At 46.0% G+C, this 23,416-nt stretch carries 22 protein-coding genes and 4 tRNA genes; 8 read left to right on the forward strand and 18 right to left on the reverse strand.

The features are described 5' to 3' along the window. Window positions 1-56 precede the first annotated feature (56 nt). Entirely contained in the window at window positions 57-614 is a 558-nt protein-coding gene (locus MgSA37_RS28700; RefSeq protein WP_197706074.1) for a hypothetical protein, read from the reverse strand. Window positions 615-1,000: 386 nt separating this feature from the next. Here MgSA37_RS28700 and MgSA37_RS02765 point away from each other — a divergent pair, with 386 nt between their 5' ends. Next, entirely contained in the window at window positions 1,001-2,686 is a 1,686-nt protein-coding gene (locus MgSA37_RS02765) for a sensor histidine kinase (protein ID WP_096349740.1), read from the forward strand. A 51-nt stretch (window positions 2,687-2,737) separates the two neighbouring features. Here the strand turns inward: MgSA37_RS02765 and MgSA37_RS02770 are convergent, their stop codons facing one another. Continuing rightward, window positions 2,738-2,968: a hypothetical protein gene (locus MgSA37_RS02770; protein ID WP_096349741.1), complete on the reverse strand. Its 231-nt coding sequence runs from the start codon at window positions 2,966-2,968 to the stop codon at window positions 2,738-2,740. A 36-nt stretch (window positions 2,969-3,004) separates the two neighbouring features. Here MgSA37_RS02770 and MgSA37_RS02775 point away from each other — a divergent pair, with 36 nt between their 5' ends. Then, the gene (locus tag MgSA37_RS02775; protein WP_096349742.1) at window positions 3,005-3,526 is read left to right on the forward strand and encodes an REP-associated tyrosine transposase; all 522 of its coding nucleotides are present in this window, start codon (window positions 3,005-3,007) and stop codon (window positions 3,524-3,526) included. Window positions 3,527-3,547: 21 nt separating this feature from the next. Here the strand turns inward: MgSA37_RS02775 and MgSA37_RS28055 are convergent, their stop codons facing one another. Next, on the reverse strand, window positions 3,548-3,697 hold the full coding sequence (locus tag MgSA37_RS28055) for a hypothetical protein (RefSeq protein ID WP_157750395.1): 150 nt from the start codon (window positions 3,695-3,697) through the stop codon (window positions 3,548-3,550). 105 nt (window positions 3,698-3,802) lie between these two features. On the opposite strand from MgSA37_RS28055, the gene MgSA37_RS02780 reads away from it, so the two are divergent. Further along, window positions 3,803-5,380, forward strand: a complete 1,578-nt coding sequence (locus MgSA37_RS02780; protein ID WP_096349743.1) for a TROVE domain-containing protein — start codon at window positions 3,803-3,805, stop codon at window positions 5,378-5,380. Window positions 5,381-5,792: 412 nt separating this feature from the next. Here the strand turns inward: MgSA37_RS02780 and MgSA37_RS02785 are convergent, their stop codons facing one another. The 5 genes from MgSA37_RS02785 to MgSA37_RS02800 form a co-directional block, all read right to left on the reverse strand. Further along, window positions 5,793-6,035 carry a hypothetical protein gene (locus MgSA37_RS02785; RefSeq protein WP_096349744.1) on the reverse strand — a complete coding sequence of 81 codons (243 nt, stop codon included), beginning with the start codon at window positions 6,033-6,035 and terminating at the stop codon, window positions 5,793-5,795. Between the two features lie 307 nt (window positions 6,036-6,342). Next, window positions 6,343-6,413: transfer RNA gene (locus MgSA37_RS02790), tRNA-Gln, on the reverse strand. 8 nt (window positions 6,414-6,421) lie between these two features. Continuing rightward, a tRNA-Phe gene (locus MgSA37_RS28060) sits at window positions 6,422-6,494 on the reverse strand. A 15-nt stretch (window positions 6,495-6,509) separates the two neighbouring features. Then, window positions 6,510-6,583, reverse strand: a tRNA-Ile gene (locus MgSA37_RS02795). 8 nt (window positions 6,584-6,591) lie between these two features. After that, window positions 6,592-6,665 (reverse strand) — tRNA-Pro (locus MgSA37_RS02800). A 277-nt stretch (window positions 6,666-6,942) separates the two neighbouring features. Here MgSA37_RS02800 and MgSA37_RS02805 point away from each other — a divergent pair. Both MgSA37_RS02805 and MgSA37_RS02810 read left to right on the forward strand, forming a co-directional pair. Next, window positions 6,943-7,353: a hypothetical protein gene (locus MgSA37_RS02805; RefSeq protein WP_096349745.1), complete on the forward strand. Its 411-nt coding sequence runs from the start codon at window positions 6,943-6,945 to the stop codon at window positions 7,351-7,353. 146 nt (window positions 7,354-7,499) lie between these two features. Then, on the forward strand, window positions 7,500-8,075 hold the full coding sequence (locus MgSA37_RS02810; RefSeq protein WP_096349746.1) for a hypothetical protein: 576 nt from the start codon (window positions 7,500-7,502) through the stop codon (window positions 8,073-8,075). Window positions 8,076-8,113: 38 nt separating this feature from the next. Here MgSA37_RS02810 and MgSA37_RS02815 read toward each other — a convergent pair whose 3' ends face one another. Then, entirely contained in the window at window positions 8,114-8,515 is a 402-nt protein-coding gene (locus MgSA37_RS02815; protein ID WP_096349747.1) for a DUF5655 domain-containing protein, read from the reverse strand. A gap of 149 nt (window positions 8,516-8,664) precedes the next feature. Beyond that, entirely contained in the window at window positions 8,665-10,266 is a 1,602-nt protein-coding gene (locus tag MgSA37_RS02820; protein ID WP_096349748.1) for an AGE family epimerase/isomerase, read from the reverse strand. Window positions 10,267-10,524: 258 nt separating this feature from the next. Between MgSA37_RS02820 and MgSA37_RS02825 the strand changes: the two genes are divergently transcribed. Then, complete coding sequence (locus MgSA37_RS02825) at window positions 10,525-12,936, forward strand: glycoside hydrolase family 9 protein (RefSeq protein WP_197706075.1); 2,412 nt, start codon at window positions 10,525-10,527, stop codon at window positions 12,934-12,936. Between the two features lie 327 nt (window positions 12,937-13,263). Here the strand turns inward: MgSA37_RS02825 and rpiA are convergent, their stop codons facing one another. Beyond that, on the reverse strand, window positions 13,264-13,953 hold the full coding sequence (gene rpiA, locus MgSA37_RS02830; protein WP_096349750.1) for a ribose 5-phosphate isomerase A: 690 nt from the start codon (window positions 13,951-13,953) through the stop codon (window positions 13,264-13,266). A 289-nt stretch (window positions 13,954-14,242) separates the two neighbouring features. Between rpiA and MgSA37_RS29640 the strand changes: the two genes are divergently transcribed. Beyond that, entirely contained in the window at window positions 14,243-14,317 is a 75-nt protein-coding gene (locus MgSA37_RS29640) for a hypothetical protein (protein WP_221199457.1), read from the forward strand. Window positions 14,318-14,400: 83 nt separating this feature from the next. Further along, window positions 14,401-18,057, forward strand: a complete 3,657-nt coding sequence (locus tag MgSA37_RS02840; protein ID WP_183476348.1) for a VIT domain-containing protein — start codon at window positions 14,401-14,403, stop codon at window positions 18,055-18,057. A 109-nt stretch (window positions 18,058-18,166) separates the two neighbouring features. Here MgSA37_RS02840 and MgSA37_RS02845 read toward each other — a convergent pair whose 3' ends face one another. The 7 genes from MgSA37_RS02845 to MgSA37_RS02880 form a co-directional block, all read right to left on the reverse strand. Beyond that, on the reverse strand, window positions 18,167-18,565 hold the full coding sequence (locus MgSA37_RS02845; protein ID WP_096349752.1) for a type II toxin-antitoxin system VapC family toxin: 399 nt from the start codon (window positions 18,563-18,565) through the stop codon (window positions 18,167-18,169). Then, entirely contained in the window at window positions 18,562-18,795 is a 234-nt protein-coding gene (locus MgSA37_RS02850; protein ID WP_096349753.1) for a type II toxin-antitoxin system Phd/YefM family antitoxin, read from the reverse strand. The genes MgSA37_RS02845 and MgSA37_RS02850 overlap by 4 nt, the downstream gene beginning before the upstream one ends. Window positions 18,796-18,953: 158 nt before the next feature. After that, the gene (locus MgSA37_RS02855; RefSeq protein ID WP_096349754.1) at window positions 18,954-19,661 is read right to left on the reverse strand and encodes a DNA alkylation repair protein; all 708 of its coding nucleotides are present in this window, start codon (window positions 19,659-19,661) and stop codon (window positions 18,954-18,956) included. Between the two features lie 174 nt (window positions 19,662-19,835). Beyond that, window positions 19,836-21,134, reverse strand: a complete 1,299-nt coding sequence (locus MgSA37_RS02860) for an ammonium transporter (protein WP_096349755.1) — start codon at window positions 21,132-21,134, stop codon at window positions 19,836-19,838. A gap of 641 nt (window positions 21,135-21,775) precedes the next feature. Continuing rightward, window positions 21,776-22,558 (reverse strand): alpha/beta fold hydrolase, encoded by a 783-nt coding sequence (locus MgSA37_RS02870; protein WP_096349757.1) that lies wholly within the window; start codon window positions 22,556-22,558, stop codon window positions 21,776-21,778. A 39-nt stretch (window positions 22,559-22,597) separates the two neighbouring features. Then, window positions 22,598-23,053, reverse strand: coding sequence for an SRPBCC family protein (locus MgSA37_RS02875; RefSeq protein WP_096349758.1), 456 nt, complete (start codon window positions 23,051-23,053; stop codon window positions 22,598-22,600). After that, window positions 23,043-23,375, reverse strand: a complete 333-nt coding sequence (locus tag MgSA37_RS02880; RefSeq protein ID WP_096349759.1) for an ArsR/SmtB family transcription factor — start codon at window positions 23,373-23,375, stop codon at window positions 23,043-23,045. Before MgSA37_RS02880 ends, MgSA37_RS02875 begins: the two co-directional genes overlap by 11 nt. Window positions 23,376-23,416 lie beyond the last annotated feature (41 nt).

The raw sequence follows: 23,416 nt of genomic DNA on the forward strand, positions 1-23,416 counted from the left end.
CGGGACCGTCATCACTGATGGTCCCGCTGTATGGGCCGGCCAATGCGTGGTTTATTTTACGCGGGCCGGTCTTTATTCTGTTTTTTTAACGGTAGTGGTAGTAGTGGTTTTTGTAGCCGGCGCGGTAGCTGTTGTTTTTTATAAGTTTTGTGGTAGGTATGTACCGGCTTGTGATACGTGTGTGTGGTGTGGTGGGTTGTTGCTGTAACAACCGGTTTGGTTTCGGTAGTGGTAGTTACCTGGGTTGTTGTGGTTGCGGGTGGCGCAGGTGCAACCACTGGTGCAGGCGTGCGTACAGTATCATGTACTACAACTACCGTGGGTGCCGGTGGTTCCGGTGCCGGTGGTGGCGGGGTGTTTACCACTATCGGGGCAGGTACGGGCGCCGGCTTTAAATGACCCGTTGCCGCGCCATCCGCAGCTCCGCTAATCGCATCGGACGTTCCTGTGCCGGTCATCTTAATTTTGGTTACGGTACGCCCGTGAGCGCCTTTTTTAACCTTCTTTTTAATTTCGATGCGGTTTTTTGTAGTGTCCTGCGTTTGCTGGGCCTTTGCCGTTTGGATGGTCCAAATCATGCCGGCCATAAATATTATTAAACTGATCTTTTTCATAACGATGTATATTGGTTATATATATCATTCTGTAACAAGTCCTTTACAATATTGTTTTTTATTTTATTTATTTAATTTTAAAGAAATAGATATGATTAAATTATTTTATCTGCCTTTATCTGAATACCTCCTTTAGTTTTACCTTACAAAGAAGCCGCTACGCCGCATTGGACTAAAAGAGGGCATACTCGCGGGTTTTTTTATTTGGGGAGGATGTAGCGGTATCATTTAAGATACTTACCTGTTTAAAAAGCGGGTTTTCATGCTCTCGCCTGCAGGCAGGGCGATACCGTAATTCCGCTGTCTGCATTGTTATTTTTTCTGGGTATATTTATTGGCTTTTTGTTTTATTGTAAACAGCGTTAAAACAGAGCAGAGAGAGCGTGATGAGTGAAAAATTAATGAGGACCGGCGTAGCAGCAAAGAATTTACGGAATATATTTATCCTGTTCCTGCTGTTTACCTTTATGATCACCGCAGGTTCGTTGGTGTTAAAGTATTCCATTGGCCGCAAGCTGGAAGGGCTGAGCGCCAGGCTTAAAGAGCCGTCGCCGGCGCCTGAGATCAGCAATATCCTGCTGGAGCTTAACAGCGCTGAAAATGATTTCCAGCAGGCTAACCTCAATGGTAATGCCGGTAAACTGGTGGCTTATAAGGGCAAACTCAGCAATGTCTTTGCCGAAATTAACCGGCTTTTGGTAAAATACCAGGCCGATAGCGCGCGCTATTTCCGAGGCAGCAGGCAACTTATCGCGGGGTCCTTTTCAAAAAAGCTGGAGATTTCGCAGCGGGTCTTCGATCTGAAACAGCATTTCGACTCATTGCTAAAGGCAACCACCCCGGCTATCATCAGCGGTGCGGCGGGCGCCGGCCGGCTTCGTTGGGACAAGCCCGATACTACAGTCAGTATCCGCGAGGAAGCAACGAAAACCGGCCTGCTGCGACGGTTGAAAAATGCGATCTCCAATAAAAGCCAGGTCAAAGTATTAACCATCAGGGAAAGGCAACGCCGGGATTCAGCCAGGCGCCTGCTCACACCGGCACAATTGCTCCGGCAACTCAATAAGCAGAACACCTATTTACTGCTTTCCAATGAACAGCTTATAACAGCCAACCTCAACCTGCTGACACAGCTGCACCAGCTTTTAGAGCAGTTGAAAGATGTTAACCAGGCTTCCTGGGAAAGGAGCCGCAACGATGTGCTGCAGCAGTATCAATCAACCACCAGTGATATGGACCATTTTATTGGCGTGGCCATCGCGCTGATCCTGGCGTTTATTATCCTGCTCATCTACTTTATTCGAAAAGCAGGGGCAGCCGAACAGAATTACCTGATGGAAAATGAGCGGGCGGTAGCTTTAGCAGGTCAAAAATCGGAGATACTGGCGACCATGAGTCATGAGATCCGCAACCCGCTGACGGCCATTACCGGTGCCATTTACATGCTGAATAAAACCGTGTTGTCGCCAAGCCAGGAGGCAAAGGTATCAGCCATCAATCTTTCTTCGGCCATGCTTATGGAAACGGTGAATAATATATTGGATCTCAGCGCATTGGAGCATCAGCAGGGCGCCATGCTTTTAAACGTTACTTTTACGCCTTACCAGGTACTGAGGGAGGCTGTGGAAAGTATGCGCTTTATGGCCGAAAAGAAAGGTATTTTACTGACGACAGAATTCAGTGGAGATGAAAGCGTGACGGTTATGGGCGATATTTTTAAACTTAAGCAGATCATGGTCAATTTGCTAAGTAACGCAATCAAGTACACCGATGAGGGGGGCGTAACGGTGTCAGCCGTGCTGCACACCCCGCCCGAACAAAACGCGATGCTGGAGGTCAGCATCAGCGATACCGGGATCGGCATCGCCAAAGAGCAGCAAGCGGGCCTGTTTACACGTTATTACCAGGCGGGCGGCAGTAATACCAAGCCAGGTACCGGCCTGGGTTTATATCTCTGCAAGCAACTTGTTGCTTTACAGGGCGGAACAATACGCGTGGAGAGCGAAACAGGCAAAGGTTGTGTGATTCGTTTTACGATCCCTTATCCGCCGCCGCCGGTTGATGGCAACTAAAAGCAGGCTATGGCTTTTAGTTTTTTGACAGCCGGATAGCTGCCGGCCTGCTTATAGCATCTTCAATATACTCTTTTTAGCATAGCTAAAGGGCAAGGTTGCATTACCCATGCTATCCTGGAATTTCGGCTGAAAATCTGAGGTGCCGATCAGCATGTTGGTGAGTTTTATGGATGCCCCGTTTTTAAAAACAATTTCAAATGCTTCCACCAGGTCCCGCCTGTCCAAGCGTGTCGCTTGGACACATGGCAATTTAAGCGTGCCGCTTAAATAAAATAACAAATTGCTATTTTATTTATAAATGTTGATATTTATCTCATGTCACGCAATGCCTCAACCGACGAACTTTATTTTGTAACCTTAACCGTAGTAGATTGGATCGACGTGTTTACGAGGCGTGATTATAGCGACTTCATTATCAAAAACCTTGCGTGGTGCCAGCAACACACAAATTTGAATATTTACGCCTACGTCATCATGACGAATCATATTCACATGGTGGCAAACGTTACAGATGGATCGCTTGGCGAAGTATTGGGCCGGTTTAAAAGTCATACGTCAAAAAAGTTATTTGAAATGATCGCCAATAATACGCAGGAAAGCAGGCGGGAATGGATGATCAGAGCTTTTGAGCGGGCCGGGAAATATAACCCCCTGAACGAAAAACATCAGTTTTGGCAGAATGGCAATTATCCGGTTTTTCTTTATTCGCCGGCTGTTATTGAGCAAAAGATTGAATATATTCATGAAAACCCGGTTAGGGCTGGGTTTGTGGGTTCGGCACATGAATATTGGTACAGCAGCGCCAATCCTGAAAGCCCTTTAAAGATAATTTATTAATAAAGAATTTAAGCGGCACGCTTAAATTAAAATATGTCCAAGCGGCACGCTTGGACAGGCGGATTTTATCGTCGACCGGTGATGCCTTAAGGCCTGCTTTTCGGGTGCAGTTAGCAAATCGCTGAAATATGATATTACATAGGTGGCTTTTTCAGCAGTTATCAGGTCCATTTTATAAATATCTCAATTTTTTTAAAATATTTTTTATCTGCGCAAATACACTGCGCAGCAGCCCCCAACCTTTGTATCAACAAAACAAAAGAAGGGAGGTTCCCAATGAAATTTAATTTACTAAGCAAGGCTAAAACACAGGTTACCAACCATGAAGGTGCAAAGGCGTTTACACTGACTCCCGAAATGGAGCTGTACACCGCCGTGGTTACCTGGAGCCTGAACGATTCATTTTACGAAAAGGATGAAGAACGTTTAACCCGTTTGCGCGGCCTGATTGAAAAATGCGATCCGCTGTTTGTGGGTAAGCTGGCGGTTTATGCCCGTACCAAAATGTATATGCGTTCGGTACCGCTGGTGCTGGTTGCCGAATTGGCTAAGCTACACTCGGGCGACAACCTGGTCGCCCGGGTTACAGCCGGGGTGGTAAACCGTGCAGACGAGATCACCGAGTTGCTGGCGTGCTACGAGCTGATGAACAACCGGACAGGTACCAAAAAACTGGATCGTTTATCAAAACAGCTGCAAAAAGGTTTAACCACAGCGTTTAACCGCTTTGATGAGTACCAATTTGCCAAATACAACCGCGACGGCGCCATCAAACTGCGCGATGCATTGTTCCTGGTTCACCCAAAGGCAAAGGATGAACTGCAACAGTTGCTGTTCAACAAAATCGTGAACAGCACTTTGCAAACGCCTTATACCTGGGAAACGGAGCTATCGGCCCTTGGCCAGTTAAACTTCGACAGCGAAGAGGCTAAAGCATTGGCCTTCCGGGCAAAATGGGAGGAACTGATAGACAGCGATAAACTGGGCTACATGGCCCTGCTGCGTAACCTGCGCAACATACAGGAAGCGGGCGTAAGCTATGCACATTTTCAAAAAGTATGTGCAACGCTGGCGGATGCGGATAAAGTGGCGAAAGCCAAACAGTTCCCTTTCCGCTACCTGGCTGCTTACCGCGAGTTGCTGAAAACAGATACAGTGCCTGTTAAAGGTATCGCCCAAAAACTGGGCGAATTGTTCCCGGGAAACAAAGGGTATACCGGCGCATTGCTGGATGCTTTGGAAAAAGCCGTGCAGGCAAGCGCAGCCAATATAAAAGGGTTTGGTTACGATACCCGCGTATTGCTGGCCTGCGACGTGTCAGGCTCGATGCAGACACCCGTTTCGGCAAAGTCGAAAGTGCTGCTGTACGACGTAGGTTTGATGCTGGCGATGCTGCTGCAATCGCGTTGCAAAAACGTGGAGGTGGGTATGTTTGGCAATACCTGGAAAACCATAACAGTGCCACGCAACAACATCCTGGGCAATGTGCAGGAGTTTTACAAACGCGAAGGCGAGGTGGGTTACAGCACCAATGGTTTTTTAGTGATAAAAGATTTGCTGGCGCGAAAAGTAAGAGTAGATAAAGTGTTGCTGTTTACCGACTGCCAGTTGTGGAACAGTTCGTCAACAACCGGCGATCATATCCAGCCTTTGTGGCTGCGTTACAAAGCCGAAGTTGCGCCAACTGCAAAACTCTACCTGTTCGACCTGAAAGGTTACGGTCAGGCGCCCCTGCAGGTATTGCGTAACGACGTGTACCTGGTAGCAGGCTGGAGCGATAAAGTTTTTGATGTATTAGCCGCATTGGAAAACGGCGGTTCGGCCCTGGACGAAATAAACAATGTAGAATTATAATATAGTATGGACCGTAGGTTAATAGGTCCATACTTTAAAAAAATAAGGATGCCGTAGAAACGGGTTACTTCGCTACCATTTAGGGGGATGGGCATTGTGGCGCAAGCTGTGATGAGGGTTCGAGTCCCTAAAGCGCTCCCCCGTCCCGCGTTCGCCTGTTGCTCCTTGTGAAATAAAGAAGGTGTCGTAAATAAGTCGTACTTCGTTGGGACCCGATGCCGGGCAATTGCTACGGGCGGGTAAAAGTGATTTATTGTTTTTTACCCTTCTTTTTTAAAATATTAAAAACAAAAAGGTGTCGTAAATGAGTGTTACTTCGCTGTTAACGTCCAGGTCGCCGGTTCAAATCCGGTCATTGGTTTGGGCCAGTGTAGCTCAGTTTGGTTAGAGCAGGAGCACCGGAAGGTGCATTTCACTTGTTGCCTGTTGCCTTTTTATCTATACAAAACGCCCTCATAAACTCCCCCTTTGGGGGGCCGGGGGCTAAGGTGCCGTAAATATGCGCTACTTCGCGTCGCCGGTTCGAGTCCGGTCGTTGAAGCAATTCAGCGTAGCTAAGCTGGTAGAGCAGTAAAAGCGCATATTGCCTGTTGCCCTTAAAAATATAAAGAAGATGCCGTTGCGCAAGCGTTACTTCGTCTGTCAAACGTACCATCAAACACGCTGCCGTTTGTCGCTCTTCTTTTCAAACAAAAAGGTGCCATAAACCGGTGATACTTCGGTTAGAGCATCCGCCGGAATGCGGAAGGTCGTTGGTTCAAATCCAGCCGGTAATTAAATTACCAGTAGCTCAGTTAAATTCATTCACCGCTTGCCTGTCGCCCTTTTTACCTTTGCTTACGGGTAATACCAGCTTAACGCTGGCAAATCTATAAATAAAGAAATATCTTTATAAAAAACACACCTTACCCTACCCGGTAACCCGCAGGCTAATCAGTAAAATAGCAACATTAAACACTATGTTTTCCTGCATGGACTCGAACCACGATCTGCTGAACCAAAATCAGGCGTGCTGCCATTGCACCACAGGAAATTAATAAGTGGAGGACCCGGGTAACGATCCCGGATCTCCGGATTTTCAGTCCGGCGCATACACCATGTTTGCTAATTCTCCCTTCAAATAAAATAGTGGAAATAAAAGGATTTGAACCTTTAACCGGCACCGTATAAGGGTGTTGCTCTGACCAATTGAGCTATATTTCCAATTTATGTAGGGTGACCCGGACTCGAACCGGGAGCCTCCTGCTCCCAAAGCAGGTAATCTGACCAATTGATATACCACCCTAAAAAAGTCGTTCTAAAACAAAAAATCCCCTTAGATTTTTCTAAGAGGATTCACGTATTTTGTTTATGTCAAGTCAATACATAGCCTATCCTCTCTGATAAATCAGTTGGGGTATAAAGCTTTGTATAGTTGTTGTTTTCATACTGCAAGTATACAACCTATTTTTGTAAATAAAGAATTTTTCTGTAAAATAAATTTTAAATGCAGGGGCCCCCGGGTAGTTTTCATTTCCCTTTTGCGCTTGCGTTTTTTGTAACTTTCGCCAAAATTTACACCAATGATTAAAATCCCTTGTTTGATCTGTATTATGTGGCTTTTACTGCTTAACTGCAGGCCCTGTTTTGCTCAAACGGTCGCGCCTTCAACTGGTAATACATATGGAAAAAAAGAATCCGGAGATTCGACGATTAGCCGTGATAAAGAAGCAAACCCATCAAAGATCAAAGTATTAAAAATTCCCGTGGTGCTTAATTTGAACAGGTCTGCCGGAATAGTGACGGTTGACTTTACAGTTACTAAAAACGGTGATATAATTGAAACCCATATCAACACAAAACATACAACTGTTACAGATACCAGTTTGATAAGAAAATGCGAAGCCGCTGTTAAAAATACAAAACTGGTTATAACGGGTCCAGCGCCTGCTACACAAAAGAGCCACCTGACGTTTACGTTTGAAGTAAAGTGAAGCGCTCAAAATAAATCCTGGTTCAAATAACCAGCATACAAGAGCCCGCTAACTTATAGGGCGATCTTTCGATTATAAATACTATCTTAGTATCGCGATACCCGCCGCTCAGCAGGCGATATATAAAAACTAATCAAACCAATACCATGAACCTTTTCCTCGGCGCAAAACACTGGCAATTATTTTTGTTAACTTTCGGAGTGCCTGTCATGCTAAACATCGTTATGATGTTCAACATTTTCTCGCACTTCGGTAAGCCGTACGGAGGTGAAAACTTTAACGGTGGAATGATCTTTCCGGTGATGATGGTGCTTTTTGCAGGTACACTACTTGGATGGATGTATTCAGTTGCCGTCGGGATGCAAAAAATGGTTCCCGCAACGGTTAAAATGAAAATAACTAAGTTTAAAGTATTCTTTTTTATTCCGGTTACATATATGGTACTGATTTTTTTCTTTATCGGTTTAGCCTTAAAATCTCCCGGCGCGACAGATCTGGGGCAAGCAGCATTGCTCGCCTTCGCAATCATTGTGCCTCTCCACTTATTTTCAATGTTTTGCTTGTTTTACTGTTTATACTTTGTTGCAAAAACCATTAAAACAGTTGAATTACAAAGAGAGGTAACTTTCAGCGATTTTGTTCAGGAGTTTTTCCTGGCATGGTTTTTCCCGATCGGCGTTTGGATATTGCAGCCCAGGATCAATAAAATGATAATTCAATAACAAGCCCCGGGATCCATTAAACTACGGGGCAAAATAATTCAAAGCAGCACATACGACTGATAAATCAACTTAAATACCTGCGGTGTAAGCTCGTCAGTGGTTTTTATCCTGATGTTATTGGCATACTTACCGGCATATAGGGTGCTGTTGATGATGGGATGGCTGTTTTGCGCGGTTAGGGAATAAAACTTTATATCGAGCACCTTTTGCATAGGGCGGATCACGAGGAAGGTTTTGCGGTGAACAAATACAATGCAATGTGGCGTGGTGCTTACAATAACGTCCTTCCAGTCGGTTACCTCAGCAAGCAGCTTGTCAAATACCAGTACAAGCTCTTCCGATTTGCCTTTAAACAGGCTATCAACGCTCACCCTTGCGCAATAGTGCGTTTGGTTTTCTTTTAGCAGCTCTCTGTCGCAATTCGGGCAAACCCAGCTCATTGTTTGTGTGCTATTTATTTATTTTGTAAGTATACAAAATTGCTGTTTTCTATTGTCATTTTCAGATCGTTGGGGGCATATGTGCCGGGTTCCCTTCTTGAGAGGGGCGGGTGTGTGTATCGCTGAGTTGAGGGAGGTTACAGACGAGGTCACTTCAACACTGCCGCCTTTACCGATTCATTCCCTTGCAAATCAACCGACCGAACTGTTATTTTTTTGCTAACGCGAATTTTTGCCGGAACATACCAGTACGTAAGCGGTGTAAAACCGATGCGTTGTCCGTTCAGGTAAATATTATATCCCAAAAGCAGGTTTTTGCTTTTCGGTGCATGCCACCTTAAAACCGCCGCCGTGCCTTTATTATAACTCATGCCAGATGGTGCGGGTGGCATTGCAGTGTTTGGGTGCAAAGCATTGGTGCAATTCATCAACGACCTGAAATTATGATAGGTCCCTTTCCAGATCTGCCCCTTCAGCGCCAGTTTATAATCGGGTTGTTTATCCAGGCCGCCCTGGTACCAGTCGCCATGTTCGTGGTCAATTAAATAGATTTGAATATATTGCCACAGTTGTTCAAACTTAGCATCGTATTGGTATGGATCATGAGGGTATTTATCAGCCATTGTTAACAGCGCATTCAACCCCTCGGCCTGCGCCCACCAGTTTTTGGTGTCGGCAATAATGGTGATGCCGGGTTTATCTTTAAAATAATAACCTTCATCGTAAAAACCGCCAACTTTAGCGTCCCAGCCATTTTCCAGGGCATCATCCACCATTTTTTTGGCGATGCGGTTGGTTAAAGTATCATTCCGGATGCCCAAAACATGTGAAGTCTCCAGCATCAGCCATGCCGTTTCTATATTATGCCCGAAGGAAACATGGTCAAGCTCTTTATGTTTCATCATCACCGCAAAGGTCGAGTCGTGGTAACTAACAGGTGTCCAGTCGGGTTGAAAAAATAATGTCAGATCGCCCCGTTTATCAGTGATCACATCCCTCACCAAATGCAGCATTTCCTGCAAACGCAGCTTTAAAAGGCTATCCGGCCAAACGCTGTACAATTCCGTAAATGATTCCAGCAGATGAATGGAAGTATTCTGATCTTTATAACCCGTCTCTGCCGTGGTAGGCACCGCGGTCGTTCTTTTTATGGGCGTGCCGTCCCGCTCCATGTGCTGGTAATACCCTTTAAAAACCGGGTCGTGGCTATGTGCCTCCAGCCAGTGGAATTCTTTAATTGCCAGGTTAAGCGCGCTGGTATCCCCGGTGCTCTGGTAATAAGCCGCCAGCGCATAAATCGCGAATGAATTCCCGTAAGCTTCCTTGGGTGCAAAGCCGCCTTGTTTCGGGTTGCCCTGCCGGTCGGTATAGGTATAAAAGCCGCCGTATTGTTTATCCCACATCTTATCGCGCAAAAAACGGTAGCCAACTGCCGCGCCTTTTTTATACCAGGGGATTGATGGAAACAGCTCCGCGGCTTTGGCATTGCTCCAAACATGCCTGGCCTGGGTAACAATCATTTTATCCTGGTTGCCCTGCGGTTTAAAATCATAGGTAAAGGTGCTCAAAAATCCACCGTCAACAGTATCTATGGCGGCGGGGTACCAGGGCTTCAGCAGTTCATCCACCATGGATTTTTTCATCTCGCGGCAGATCCTGAAACGCTCATTTTTGATGGTGTTTTTGGTTTGCGGAAATGCCGGTTTAATAAAAAACAGGGTGATAACAAACAGGAGTGTTGAAACTTTCATCAGGATATTTTAAAATAGAATTTGCTGACTGGCTAAAGCAAATTTATAATAAACATGCGTATAAATGGCGCAATAGGATACAACTTTACTACTTCAGCCCCCGCTTTGCTTTATCATACAGATAAATAACATTAAACTTGTGTAATTATAAAACCAATTATGCCGAATTTTAAACCGCTTCCCTACCTGTGTTTCGTTTTTTTATTGTTTGCGGGAATATCTTCCGCCAGCGCCCAGGCCCAAAACCCTGGGGCTGCAATGAAATTGAACAATCTGGAATACCTGGAATACCAGGGTGTAAATGTAATGCTTGCCCATGATTTTTACCCCGAAGGACACCAGGGCGGCGTCGGGATCATTCAAAACGGCATGCGGGTGGCTACCAATGGCGACATCCGGCTGGAGCCGACACCCGGCCAATGGCAACCCATCCCGAAAGTGGGCAAGCGGATGGTCAACCGCCAAAAACAACAGATCAGTGTGCACATGCTTTATCCTGATTCCTCCATCAACCGCAAAGGTTTTAACCCAATTATTTACCCCGACCTGAAATTCGCTTATACCACCCGGGTTGAACCGGCAGGCAAAGGCTTCAGGATCATCGTCGACCTTGACGCGCCGCTGCCTGACAGCTGGATTGGTAAAGTAGGTTTTAATATGGAATTATACCCAGGTATCCTGTTTGGTAAAAGTTATTATGCTGACAACCAGTTCGGCATCTTTCCGCAGCAGCCCAACGAACAGATGTATGCCGACGAAGACGGAGAATTGCAGGTTACCCCGATGGCATCGGGAAAAAAACTGACCGTAGCGCCTGAATCCGAAAGCCAGCGCATGCTCATTGAAAACGAGGGCCCCGGGAAGTTGCAATTATTGGATGGCCGTGGTAAACACAATAACGGATGGTTCGTTGTACGTTCCCTCATCGCGAAAGGCGCCACCAAAAATGCCATTGTATGGCTGGTAACCCCGCATGCCATTGAAGGCTGGCGCGCGCAGCCGGCGGTGCAGGTTTCGCAGATCGGTTATCATCCCAATCAATCGAAAATCGCGGTGATCGAACTGGATAAAAATGACCACCGCAAGCTACAGCCCGAATTATTAAGGATAGCCGAAAATGGCGGATTAATCCCCGTTTTAAAAGCCGGTGCCGAAGTTTGGGGCAATTTCCTGAGATACCATTACCTGCGGTTCGATTTCTCCGAAATAAAAACACCGGGGATGTATAAAGTGCGCTATGGCGATGTAGAAACCAACCCCTTCCAGATCAGCAGTACGGTCTACAGCCACAATGTATGGCAACCGACCCTCGAGTATTTTTTGCCTGTGCAGATGTGCCACATGCGTGTTAACGATAAATACCGCGTTTGGCATGGCCTGTGCCACATGGATGATGCCCGCATGGCGCCCATCGATTCCAATCATTTTGACGGCTATATCCAGGGACATTCAACCCTTAATAAATATCAACCCGGTGAAACGGTGCCTTTTTTAAACCGCGGCGGCTGGCATGATGCCGGCGATTTCGACCTGAGGGTTGAATCGCAAGCCGAAACGGTGCTTGGTTTAACTTTGGCTTATGAGCTGTTTGATGTAAAAGATGACAATACAGCCGTCGACCAGCAAAACCACATGGTTGAGATCCACCAGCCGGATGGCAAACCCGATATTTTGCAGCAGGTGGAGCATGGCCTGTTAAGCATCACAGGTGGTTTCCAATCCATGAACCGTTTTTACCGGGGCATCATTGAACCCACAAAACGGCAGTACACTACGCTTGGCGATCCCGCCAACATTACCGATAATAAATTTTACAAGGCCCCCGCAGATGGCAGCCCCATACCCGCCGTTGGCCAGCCCGGCGCACCGGACGACCGCTGGGTATTTACCGAAGCCAACCCCGGCCGCGAGCTGGAAGTAGCCGCAGCGCTGGCTGCCGCAGCAAGGGTAATGAAAGGCTTTAACGATACCCTCTCCACCCAATGCCTCACCATCGCCAAAGAAGTTTGGAACCGCAATGAAAAGGCCGCTCCCCTGCAAAAATTAAACCTCGCGGTGGAGTTGTTGCAAACCACAAAAGAAAAGCAATATGCTTATTTTCTGACCGGCCATGCGCAGGAGATTGCTGCCAATATGGGCTGGACAGGTTGGTTAGCCGCCCGTTCCGTAAAGCTGGTTAACGACGCGCAATATACCGCCACCATTACCGCAGCAGCAGCAAAACTTTTTGAGCAGGTAAAGGCGGATGGTACCAAAACGCCTTACGGTGTACCATACAAACCCAATATATGGGGAGCAGGTTGGGACATCCAGAATTTTGGTTACAAACAATACTTTTTGCATGAGGCTTTTCCGAACATCTTCCCGAAAGATTATATGCTGAGCGCCATCAATTTTATCCTGGGCTGTCACCCTGGTTCCAATACGTCTTCGTTTGTTTCGGGTGTAGGGGCAGAGTCGATGATCCCGGGCTATGGCTTTAACCGTGCCGATTGGTCATACATTCCGGGTGGCATCAGTTCAGGCACCGCGCTGATTCGTCCTGATTTCCCCGAACTGCTAAAATGGCCCTACCTATGGCAGCAGGGGGAATATGTTTTAGGTGGCGGCACCAGCGATTACCTGTTTTTGATCCTGGCGGCCGATCATATTTTAAAAACGGAGAAGTAGGCGGGTTGTGTGGATATTGGGCCTTCGTCACAGCCGCTTATATTTCATGGCAGGAAAATCATTTTTTAAAGCGATTGCCCGTTAGGGGCTACCTGTTTGTACAAGCGGAGTACCCGACAACAGATTGCCCCGTAGGTGGCAACCCTTTGCCAGGGGGTAACCCCATACGGGGTAATAATGTTGTGTTTCCTTTTTCTACAAAAAGGTAGCCCCTGCCGGGGCATGAATGTCAATATTCGTTATCTAACCGCCCTCAATAAAGCCTTGAAATGGCATCTTGAATAACAAAGCCAGATTTGATAAAAAGAAGTTTTTTAATATACCATTTCAATACTCCGGCTTCATAATCCTGACCCCCTCCGGCCCGGCGATGATCGCTCTTGTTGCCATCCTGTAAAACAGCGAATGTTCCACCACACCGGGGACCATTTTCACAAGTACATTAAGTTCATCCAATGGTATCAACTTCGTAAAATAAACATCAAGCAACATATTGCCGTTATCTGAAATTGCGGCGCCGTCTTTTTTGTCACCCATGCGTAAGTTGATCTTTGCATCGGGAAAGTGGTTAAATAACTGATATTGCACCAATTGAAGCGCTGCTGGTAAGGCTTCGATCACCAGGGGATAAGTAGCATCTAATTTGTTCACAAACTTACCGGCATCGCCTATCAAAATAAATTCCGCCGCCAGTGAAGCCAATATTTTTTCGGAGGTATGGATGCCGCCGCCGCTTTTCAAAGCGTTCAGTTCAATGTCGAACTGGTCGCAACCATCGAAATAAATATCAGGGCTTTTGGTTAGTGCGATGGATTGCACATTGAAACCATATTCCCTTATTAAACTGGTTGTTTTAAAGGATGACGAAACAAGGGTAAGCGATGCCGCAAGACTGCCTTCAGCCGCCAGCAATGCCAGCAGGGCGGCAATAGTAGAGCCCGCGCCAAGGCCAATGGTTTGCCCCGGTTGGATCAGTTTGATCGCCGCTTTTGCAGCTTCCATTTTATAATCGGCCATAGTTAAATGATGATGCCGAATATAGGGAGTTTAAGGATAAACTGAACGACTTTTACGTTTTCCCATTCAAATCAAACATCCTGCATCTTTACATGGACGCAGACGGGTCACCTTTTATGTCCTGATGTATTAATGCAATAAGCAACGGTATTATGGAAGAAAGAAAAACCGCCGCCATTGTATTATCGATATTGGCACTCGTAATTATATTTTTTACGGTTATACTGCCCGAAATCAAATTTAGAGGTACTCAAACTTTATCGTTTAAAGTATCGCAAAAACTTACCCCCTGGCACAGGTACGCGAAGCCTATCGCGACCTGGAGCAGCGGCATACCCGCGGAAAAATTGTGTTGATCCCTTAAATGATCAACATCCAAATATAAATTTTTAAATCATTTATGGAATCGCTCTTCTTCCTGCATCCTACAGGAAAATGAACGATTCCATGAAAAAACTCACCTACTTCCTTGTACCGGTACTTGTATTGTTGATAATACACGTACCGGCAGCCTTTGGCCAAAGCCCGCAGCTTACTGTGGATGGTAAAAGCAATAACGGCGTAAAGCTGCAGCAGCTGAAGATCGATGTCGCGGTGTATGGTAACATCAGCCGCACCACCTGGCAGATGACTTTCTATAACACTACTTCGCGCATCCTGGAAGGCACGCTGTCGTTCCCGCTGAAAGATGGTATCAGTGTAAGCCGTTACGCGCTGGACATCAATGGCAAAATGCGCGAGGCGGTACCTGTCGACCGTGGCAAAGGCACCGCAGTGTTCGAAGCTGTTGAACGCCGCCGTATCGACCCCGGTTTGCTGGAGAAAGTAGAGGGCAACACGTTCCGTACGCGCATCTATCCCATCAACCCGCACAGCACCCGCACGGTAATTATTGGTTATGAGGAAGAAATCCCTTTGGCGAATAACGGCGAACTCAAATTTACCCTGCCCCTTAACGTAAAAGATACCGTGGAGAAATTCTCGCTCAGCGCTTCCGTCATCCAGAGCGCCGCGGCCCCGGTTACGGATAATACAGGTGGTGATAACCTTCAATTCGATAAGCATCAAAACACCTATTTGGCGGCTATAGATAAAATCAATTATGTGCCTAATCATTCATTGTCATTCTCTATACCTAAACCAGTCGATGCCGCTGAAGTAATGATCCAGGCGTTGGGTAACAAATATTACTATTTTATCAATACTACCCTGCAGCCGCAGATCGTAAATAAAGCGCTGCCGCACCGTATCGGTTTGTTATGGGATGCTTCGCTGAGTGGCGCTGCCCGTGACGGCAAAAAAGAGTTTGCGCTGCTGGATGCTTATTTCAAAAAAGTAAACAATGCGGAGATCACTTTGGTCACCTTCAGCAACACCATTATCAACACCAAAACCTATACCATTGCCAACGGCAACTGGGCAGAACTAAAAGCCGCATTGGAGCACACAATCTACGACGGCGCTACCGATTTCGGCAAGATCAACCTCGCGCAATACCCCGCCGACGAATATTTACTGATGAGCGACGGCCACCAGACTTTCGGCGAAAAAACCATCAGGCTAAACAACAAGCCTGTTTACTGTATCAACTCCTCCGCCTCGGCTGATTACAGCAACCTGAAGCTCATCGCCCTGAAAACCGGTGGGGAACTGATCGACCTGACCTCTACAGATAGCCTCAAAGCCCTAAATAGTTTAACCACGCAGCCTTTGCGTTTCTTAGGGATAAAGGTGAGTGGCACGGTGGAAGAAAACTACCCCTCATTGCGTGTAGCCGTTGATCGTACATTTTCTATCGCCGGCATTACCCGCGACCCTAACCAGGTACTTACTTTACAATATGGCTATGGTGATAAGGTAAGCTACGAAAAAGCGGTTACGCTCGACCTGTCGAAAGACGAAGTTGATGATGTTGACGTAGCCAAACTATGGGCGCAAAAAAAAATCAGCGAACTGGATATCAACTACAACGCCAACCGGCAGGACATTGAATCATTGGGAAAGCGCTTTGGCATTGTTACCCGCAATACTTCACTCATCGTGCTGGAATCGGTGAACGATTATATCACCTATAATATTGAGCCCCCTGCCGAGCTGCGCGAACAGTTTGACGCTATAATGAAACAAAGAGGCGTCAATAACCAGCAGGAAAGAGAAAATATCGGCACAGCTGAAGCAATGCAAACAGAGCTGAACAACTGGTGGGGCGCCGATTTTAAACCCAAAGAAATTAAGGTTGCAGCGGTAAAACCAAACCCGCCCGCAAGGCCGCGAATAAGGCGCCGCAGTACCCGAATGCAGGTACCGGCGGGGACCTACCTTGCAAATCTTACCGGCAGGATTATCGCAAGTGATGACCATCAGCCCATTGTTGGAGCAACGGTACAAGTAAAAGGCGGCAATACGGGCGCTGTAACTGACGTTAACGGACATTTTTCTTTGCGCGGCAATGCCGGGAGCGAACTGGTGATATCGTTCATTGGTTTTCAAACCGGTGAGGTGAGGGTTACCGGCAGCGATTTAGGAGATATTGAGTTGCGCCCTGTGTCAAGCCAGCTAAATGAAGTGGTGGTGACTGGGTATGCCACGCAAAAAAGGGTTTCTGTTACAGGCTCCGTGACGACGGTAACCCCGGCAACTGTGCGCGAGACCCCGCCAACCGTTCGGGATATCGAGGTTGCGAACGCTGATCAAACAAAGGTTGTGGTTGCGTCCGATGCAAAAGTTAATAATCCGGCTGCAACACAAATGGGCTATTCAACTGCTACGGTAACTGCAAAAGACCTCAACCAGCCTGTTACCGGCATTGCTTATGGACTCTCGGCCCGGGTTAGCGGCGTTGTTGTTTCTCCCGATAATGCCTCACAAACCACCGCGCCTGTTGACACCAGCCTTTTTGTACGCAAAGCCTCAGCAGGAGCCGCCGAGAAGTATGTTCTTCGGGGGAATGCCAGCTTATCTAACGCCGGCGGCCCGCCGCTTTATGTCGTTGATGGTGTGCAGGTGAATGATGTTTCAAAATTGAACCCCAACGACATAAAAACCATCAACGTTTTAAAGGATGCAAGCGCGACCGCCATTTACGGGGTTGCGGGGGCAAACGGTGTGATTATTGTGACCACCAAAAATGCAAAACCGACACCGGCGAATGCAAACAGCCATATTGGCAACCAAACACCCGATGGCGACATCAGCGTTACCTATCAGCCGGTAGATGCTGATTATTTAAAAACCATCCGAAAAACAGATAAAGCGCTTCAGTATTTTAAGTACCTGGAATTAAGAACTTCGTTTGGCAGCAACCCCATTTATTATTTTGATGTAGCCGAGCATTTCATCAAAACCGGCAACAGGGAATTGGGCGAACGCATTTTAAGCAACCTTGCTGAACTCGACCTGGGCAGCTATGAACTTTACAAAATGCTGGGCTATAAATTAAAACAGCAGGGCGATGTGGAAGGCGAAGTATTCGCCTTTAAAAAGGTTACCGAATTGCGCCCGCTTGATCCGCAAAGTTTCCGCGATTACGGCCTGGCCCTGGAAGACGCCGGCGAACACCAGAGGGCGCTGGATGTGTTATACGATGCCATGACCAAAAGCTATACCAGCGACGCCGATGCACTTTATGATGGCATCCAGGAAATCTTTCTGCCTGAGATCAACCGGATCATCGCTTTACATAAAGGGAAACTGAACCTTTCGGCCATTCCGAAAACCATGATCGAAGCGATGCCCGTTGATATCCGCATCGTAATGGACTGGAACATGAACAATACCGACATCGACCTGTGGGTAACCGACCCTAACGGCGAAAAATGTTATTACAGCCATAACCGTACTGCCATTGGCGGCCGCATCTCGCATGATATGACGCAAGGTTTTGGCCCCGAACAGTTCCTGCTGAAAAAGGCTATCAAGGGTACCTATAAGATCGAGATCAATTATTATGGCGACAGGCAGGTTACTATTGCCGGCCCCACCACCATTATGGCCGAAATGTTTACCCATTACGGCACCCCCGATGAAAAGAAGGAGATCATCGTACTGCAAATGAAAAAGGATGCCAACGGTGCCGTGTATGTAGGAGACCTGGATTTTAAATAGGCATTAAAAAAAATTCTACCCTAAACTAAACACAGGATGCCCCGGCCGGTTGGTTGGGGTATTTTTTTGGTCCGAAAATATAGCAGCCAATTGTTTCAGTAGCACAAATTTACCAAAGGATTTTTAACCCGGCATCCCTGTACTCCGGGATACTTTTATCTTTAGTTATAAAAACCATATTTCGTTGTATGGCCTGCCAGATCAGCATTCTGTCAAACGGATCTTTATGATTGGTTATTTTAAGTTTATAATAAGTTGCACTTTCTTCAGAGGAAAGTGAAATAATTTGGAAGCCTGATTTTAAGGCCAGGGCTGGTATCTCGTCGGGCATCATACCATCTATACTTAGTTTGCCTACAGAGAGTTTCAGCGAAATATCCCAAAAAGAGATCGTGCTGACAAAAAAAGTATTGTCGGGGTCATTAAAGGCTTGGATCACTTGGGCCGAAAATTTCTCCTGGTCTGAAATAGCCCAGATTAAGGTATGCGTATCGAGCAGATAGTTCACAATCCTAAAAATTCTTCTTCAGTCATTTTAAAGTCCGGGCTGAAGGTAAATTTTGCTTTACCCTCTGCTATCCCTAATTTAATTTTAGGTTGATCACGTTTTTCAGGCAAAAAATAGCCAACAACTGTTTTCTTTTTGCCATAGGTTACCGCAAATTCTTCCCCTGATTTTACTTGTTCGAGCACTTCAGAAAAATGTGTTTTAAACTCCCCTACAGACATCGTTTTCATGATGATAAATTCAATTAAGTAAAAATAGTAATTTCTTGTCAAGTTGTCAAGAATGTTTTAAACTTCGTATATGCAATATCCCTTGAAAAGAGCGGAGCTGGGATGTTTGAACAAAATTTATCCATATAATTCATTAGCTAACGGGGACGCTCTTCTCCTCAACACTTCACTGTTTTTTTCTTTTTGGTTAGTGATCCCCGCGCTATGGCTTTGTTTATATACTCCACGGCATCGGGCACTTTACAAGCCGTTCCGCTCGTGTCTACATAAACAGCCCCAATCTCATTGGCCGCGGCAACGGCTTCCGGGTTCAAAGGATTGATATAAGACCCCACGCTAATAACAAAGCTGTTCATCTTTGACCTCACCCTGTTAGGCGATGCATGAATGGTTTTTATCACCCTTTGCAGCAAGCCCCGATAAGCATCAATATCCAGCTCAATATCTTCTTTCAAAGCGGCCAGGTTTGCCAGTGTTGACCACCCTGCAGCGGCGATATGGTCCTGCGGGCTGTCTATCCACTCCATCGCCATTTCAAAACCAAGCTTACCTTCGGCAGCAACCCAGGGCACGGTATATTCGTTAATATTGGTAGATAGTGCCTGCTCGGCCCAGGTTTGCAGGTCGGCTTTGGTCATCTTTTCGTCGTCAGCAATCAGGCCGGCCAGGTACATGGCATCTGCGTTCCCGGTAGCATAAAGGTCTTTTGCCAGCTGGTAATCTTTTTTTATCTTTTTTTGGATAGGTTTTAAATATTCCACCTTCACGCCAAAAAATGGCTCCCTGACGCCATGTTTTAATAAAACCTTTTTGATGCTTTCGCTGCCGTGCGATTGCAGGTCGGCCATAATTTCGTCAACGGTCATGGTTAAAATGGTTTACATATTTGATTTAAAAATACTTATTTAAACTTATGCTGTAAAAAGTTTAGTTTATTTTTTATAAACGCAGGAAGCTTTTAAAAGGCTGCCTGCGTTTGAATGTTACTTTGGATATTATATTATTGCAGCATCCGGAATTCTGTTTTTGAAAGCTTACCGCTAAAGCTCTTCGCCGTGCTGGCTGATGTCCAATCCTGCAAGTTCTTCTCCGGTGGTTACCCGCAGCGGACTGATCCTGTTAGTGACTCTCAATAAAATATATGACCCTATGAATGCGAAAGCCGATACGCCTATCAAAGCCGCAATATGCTTAACAAACAGGGCCGTTTCGCCGTAAAACAAACCATCGGCACCCGCGCTGTTCACGCTTTTGGTAGCAAATACGCCGGTAAGCAACATGCCTACCATCCCGCCGACACCGTGACAGGGGAATACATCAAGCGTATCGTCGATATTGGTTTTTGACCGCCATATCACCACAAGGTTGCTTACCACTGCTGCAACGATGCCAACGATTAATGAGCTGGAAACCGTTACGTAACCTGCGGCGGGGGTAATGGCCACCAAACCTACAACCGCGCCGATACACGCGCCAACTGCCGATGGCTTTTTACCCCTGATCATATCAAAAAATATCCACGACATGGCCGCAGCTGCTGAGGCGGTTGTTGTAGTAGCCAATGCGGTTGACGCAAGCTCATTAGCGCCAAGCGCTGAACCCGCGTTGAAACCAAACCAACCGAACCAAAGCAAACCAGTTCCTAAAATCACATAGCTGATACGTGCCGGGGTATGTGAGTCAGGTATTTCATTGCGTTTTTTTAGATAGATGGCAGATGCCAGCGCGGCCCATCCTGCCGACATGTGTACAACTGTTCCCCCTGCAAAGTCAAGCACCCCTGATTTGTAAAGGAAGCCTTCCGGATGCCAGGTGGCATGCGCCAGTGGCATATAAATAAAAATAGCGAACAGCGTAATAAAGATGAGGTATGAATTAAAACGGATCCGTTCAGCAAAGGCGCCGGTGATCAGTGCAGGCGTAATAACCGCAAATTTTAACTGGAACATAGCAAACAGGATAACGGGGATGGTGCCCCACGATACGCCCAACGTATTTTGCATCATAAAGAATGATTTGGGGTTGCCGATAATACCCAGTCCGCCAACATCCTCGCCAAATGCCAGGCTAAAACCAAACACGACCCATATTATGGTGATAAGGCCCATACATACGAAACTTTGCAGCATAGTGGAGATCACATTCTTTTTTTGCACCATCCCGCCATAAAAAAAGGCCAGGCCGGGTGTCATTAACAATACAAGCGCTGTCGAGATTAGCAACCATGCTGTATCGGCCTTGTCTATCGGGGTTTTTGAGGGTGTTACCGTATTTCCGGGGTATATACAGGCAAGAATTACCACAATGATAAGCATGCCGAAGGGTACAAATTTTTTCATTTTGCAGTTTTTTTGAGAAGAGTTTATACAATAATTTTAGTACATGGATATACGATTCCATGCCATTAAAAGGGTGGCGTAGAAATTAATGCGCCATTAAAATGAATTGTAAAAAACTATTACCAGAAAACATGATTGGGAAAAAGCAGCAGTCGCAGAAAACGCGCATATCCGCTACTGATGGTTTTGCGTTTATTTTTTAAGTATTCAGCGAAAATAAACAGGCTGAAGAGTTCAATAAAAAGACTGTTAAAAGAATGGCCTGTTTTTTGAAACCTGTAGTTCGCGGTTTGAATATAATTACTGCCATTTAGGATAATGTCTTCACCATTATTTCCAATGGAAGCTGTAATATTATGGGCAGGGTTTAACTTATGGACGGCAGAAACAGGTTTTTCGAGAGTTTGAGATGCAAATAGCGGTACTGCACGTAAAAAAAGCGCAAAAAAAAGTGCAATTATTACATAAAATCGCTTACATGCCCTGTTTTGCATATTGCAAATTACTAATTTTTTACTAAAATTAATAATTCACTACAAATTTTATAATAAAATGCATTAAATAACTGTAAAATAAAAAAATAATCAAAGATGGCAGCTAAATTCAATAATAATCAGTTATGGATATTTAACTAATAAATTCTACTCCTTCAAAAATTCTTCCACCAGTATGGCTGTTATTTCAGGCTGCCGGCTGCCTGCTTTAACGGTGCCGGCCTCGCCGATACATGCACCATGTGCTCCCGGCAATATTGCCAGTCGCGCCCCGGGTATTAATTGCGACATTTTTACTGCATGTTCGCATGGCATAACATCCTGGTCGCCTGTCATAATCAATACCTTCGCTTTTATAGCCCGCATAAGGTCATCTGCTATGTCTTTAAATTTCACCATCCTTGCCACATCCTTTTCGAACATGTTTTGCAATGCATTTTGATCAGGCCTGACTTTAAGGAAAGCGGTTCTTAACGGCAGGGGCATATGAGCTAAAGTGACATTCTTAAACCCCTCAAAAAAACCCGGGATAAAGCCATCCCTTTTATAAGCGCCGGCGAGGTTAATTATTTTATTTACAAGTTCAGGATGTCTGATGGCAATTTGCAGGCTGGTAGTACCGCCATTGCTGAAACCGAAGAAATTCGCTTTAGCTATTTTAAGATAATTAAGCAGCCCTGCCACATCATCGGCATCCTGCTCAAATGATTCGGGGACATTCCGGTCGCTGGTGCGGCCATGTGCTTGCAGTTCAACGGCTATCACCTTGCCATATGCGGCAAAATAAGGCAGGATATTCCCAAAAGAAGTTTCAATCGTTGAGCCGCCGCCGTGGATCAGCACTAAGGGCATGCCGCTTTCGCCCCACACTTCGTAATACATTTTAATGCCGTTTACAGGGGCGTACCCTGCTACCTGTATGGTTGCCATAGGTTTATTGTTTTGTGCGTTAATGCGTGTGTTTCCTGATCATTTCATGCCTTCGAGGTAAACATTCAGTTTTTCAATGTTTTGTTTTAGGCCTTCGTCTGCTTTAAATGTTTTCACCACCTGGATAAATTGCTCAGCGGTTTCAAAAAGCATATGCCATTTAATCAGCGTTTTTTCTCCCTGTGCCACAAATTGAATTGTAGCTGTAAATTTTGGCGCCGAAATATGCTGGTATACTATCTTCTTAAACGGGATGATCTCTGTAAAAATGCTCTTGTTTTTATAGTCAGTGCCATCCGGGCCATGCATTACCAGTTCCCATTCGCCGCCTGCTATAAAGTCCATCTTGCTGATGGTATTGGTAAACCCGTTGGGTCCCCACCAGTTGGCTATATGTTCGGGGTTGGTCCAGGCTTCCCAAACCAATTCAACAGGGGCATTTAATGTCCTGGTAAGGAGTAATTCCCTGTCGCGTGTGCTGCTGTTATTTTCCATATCTTTCTTTTTTTAATTTTTCCAAATACGTTTCCAAAGCATCCAGCTTATTTTCCCAGTGCTGGCGGTACTGGTCCACAAAAGCCGATACCTCGCTCAGTTTATCCAGTTGCGCTTCACAAAAACGGTCGCGGCCGCGTTGTTTGATGGTAACCAGGCCACAATCGGCTAATATTTTAAGTTGCAGTGAGATAGCCTGCCGGCTTATGTCAAATTTTTCGGCGATGGAATTCACATTATGGGGTTGGGCAGCAATCAGGTTAATGATCGCTCTGCGCGTCGGGTCGGCTATGGCCTGGTATACGTCTCTTCTGGCTTTCATATTGGCATTAAGTGCTTGCAAATATAAATGCAAGTAATTAC

This window comes from Mucilaginibacter gotjawali (assembly GCF_002355435.1).
In the GTDB taxonomy this organism is placed as follows: domain Bacteria; phylum Bacteroidota; class Bacteroidia; order Sphingobacteriales; family Sphingobacteriaceae; genus Mucilaginibacter; species Mucilaginibacter gotjawali.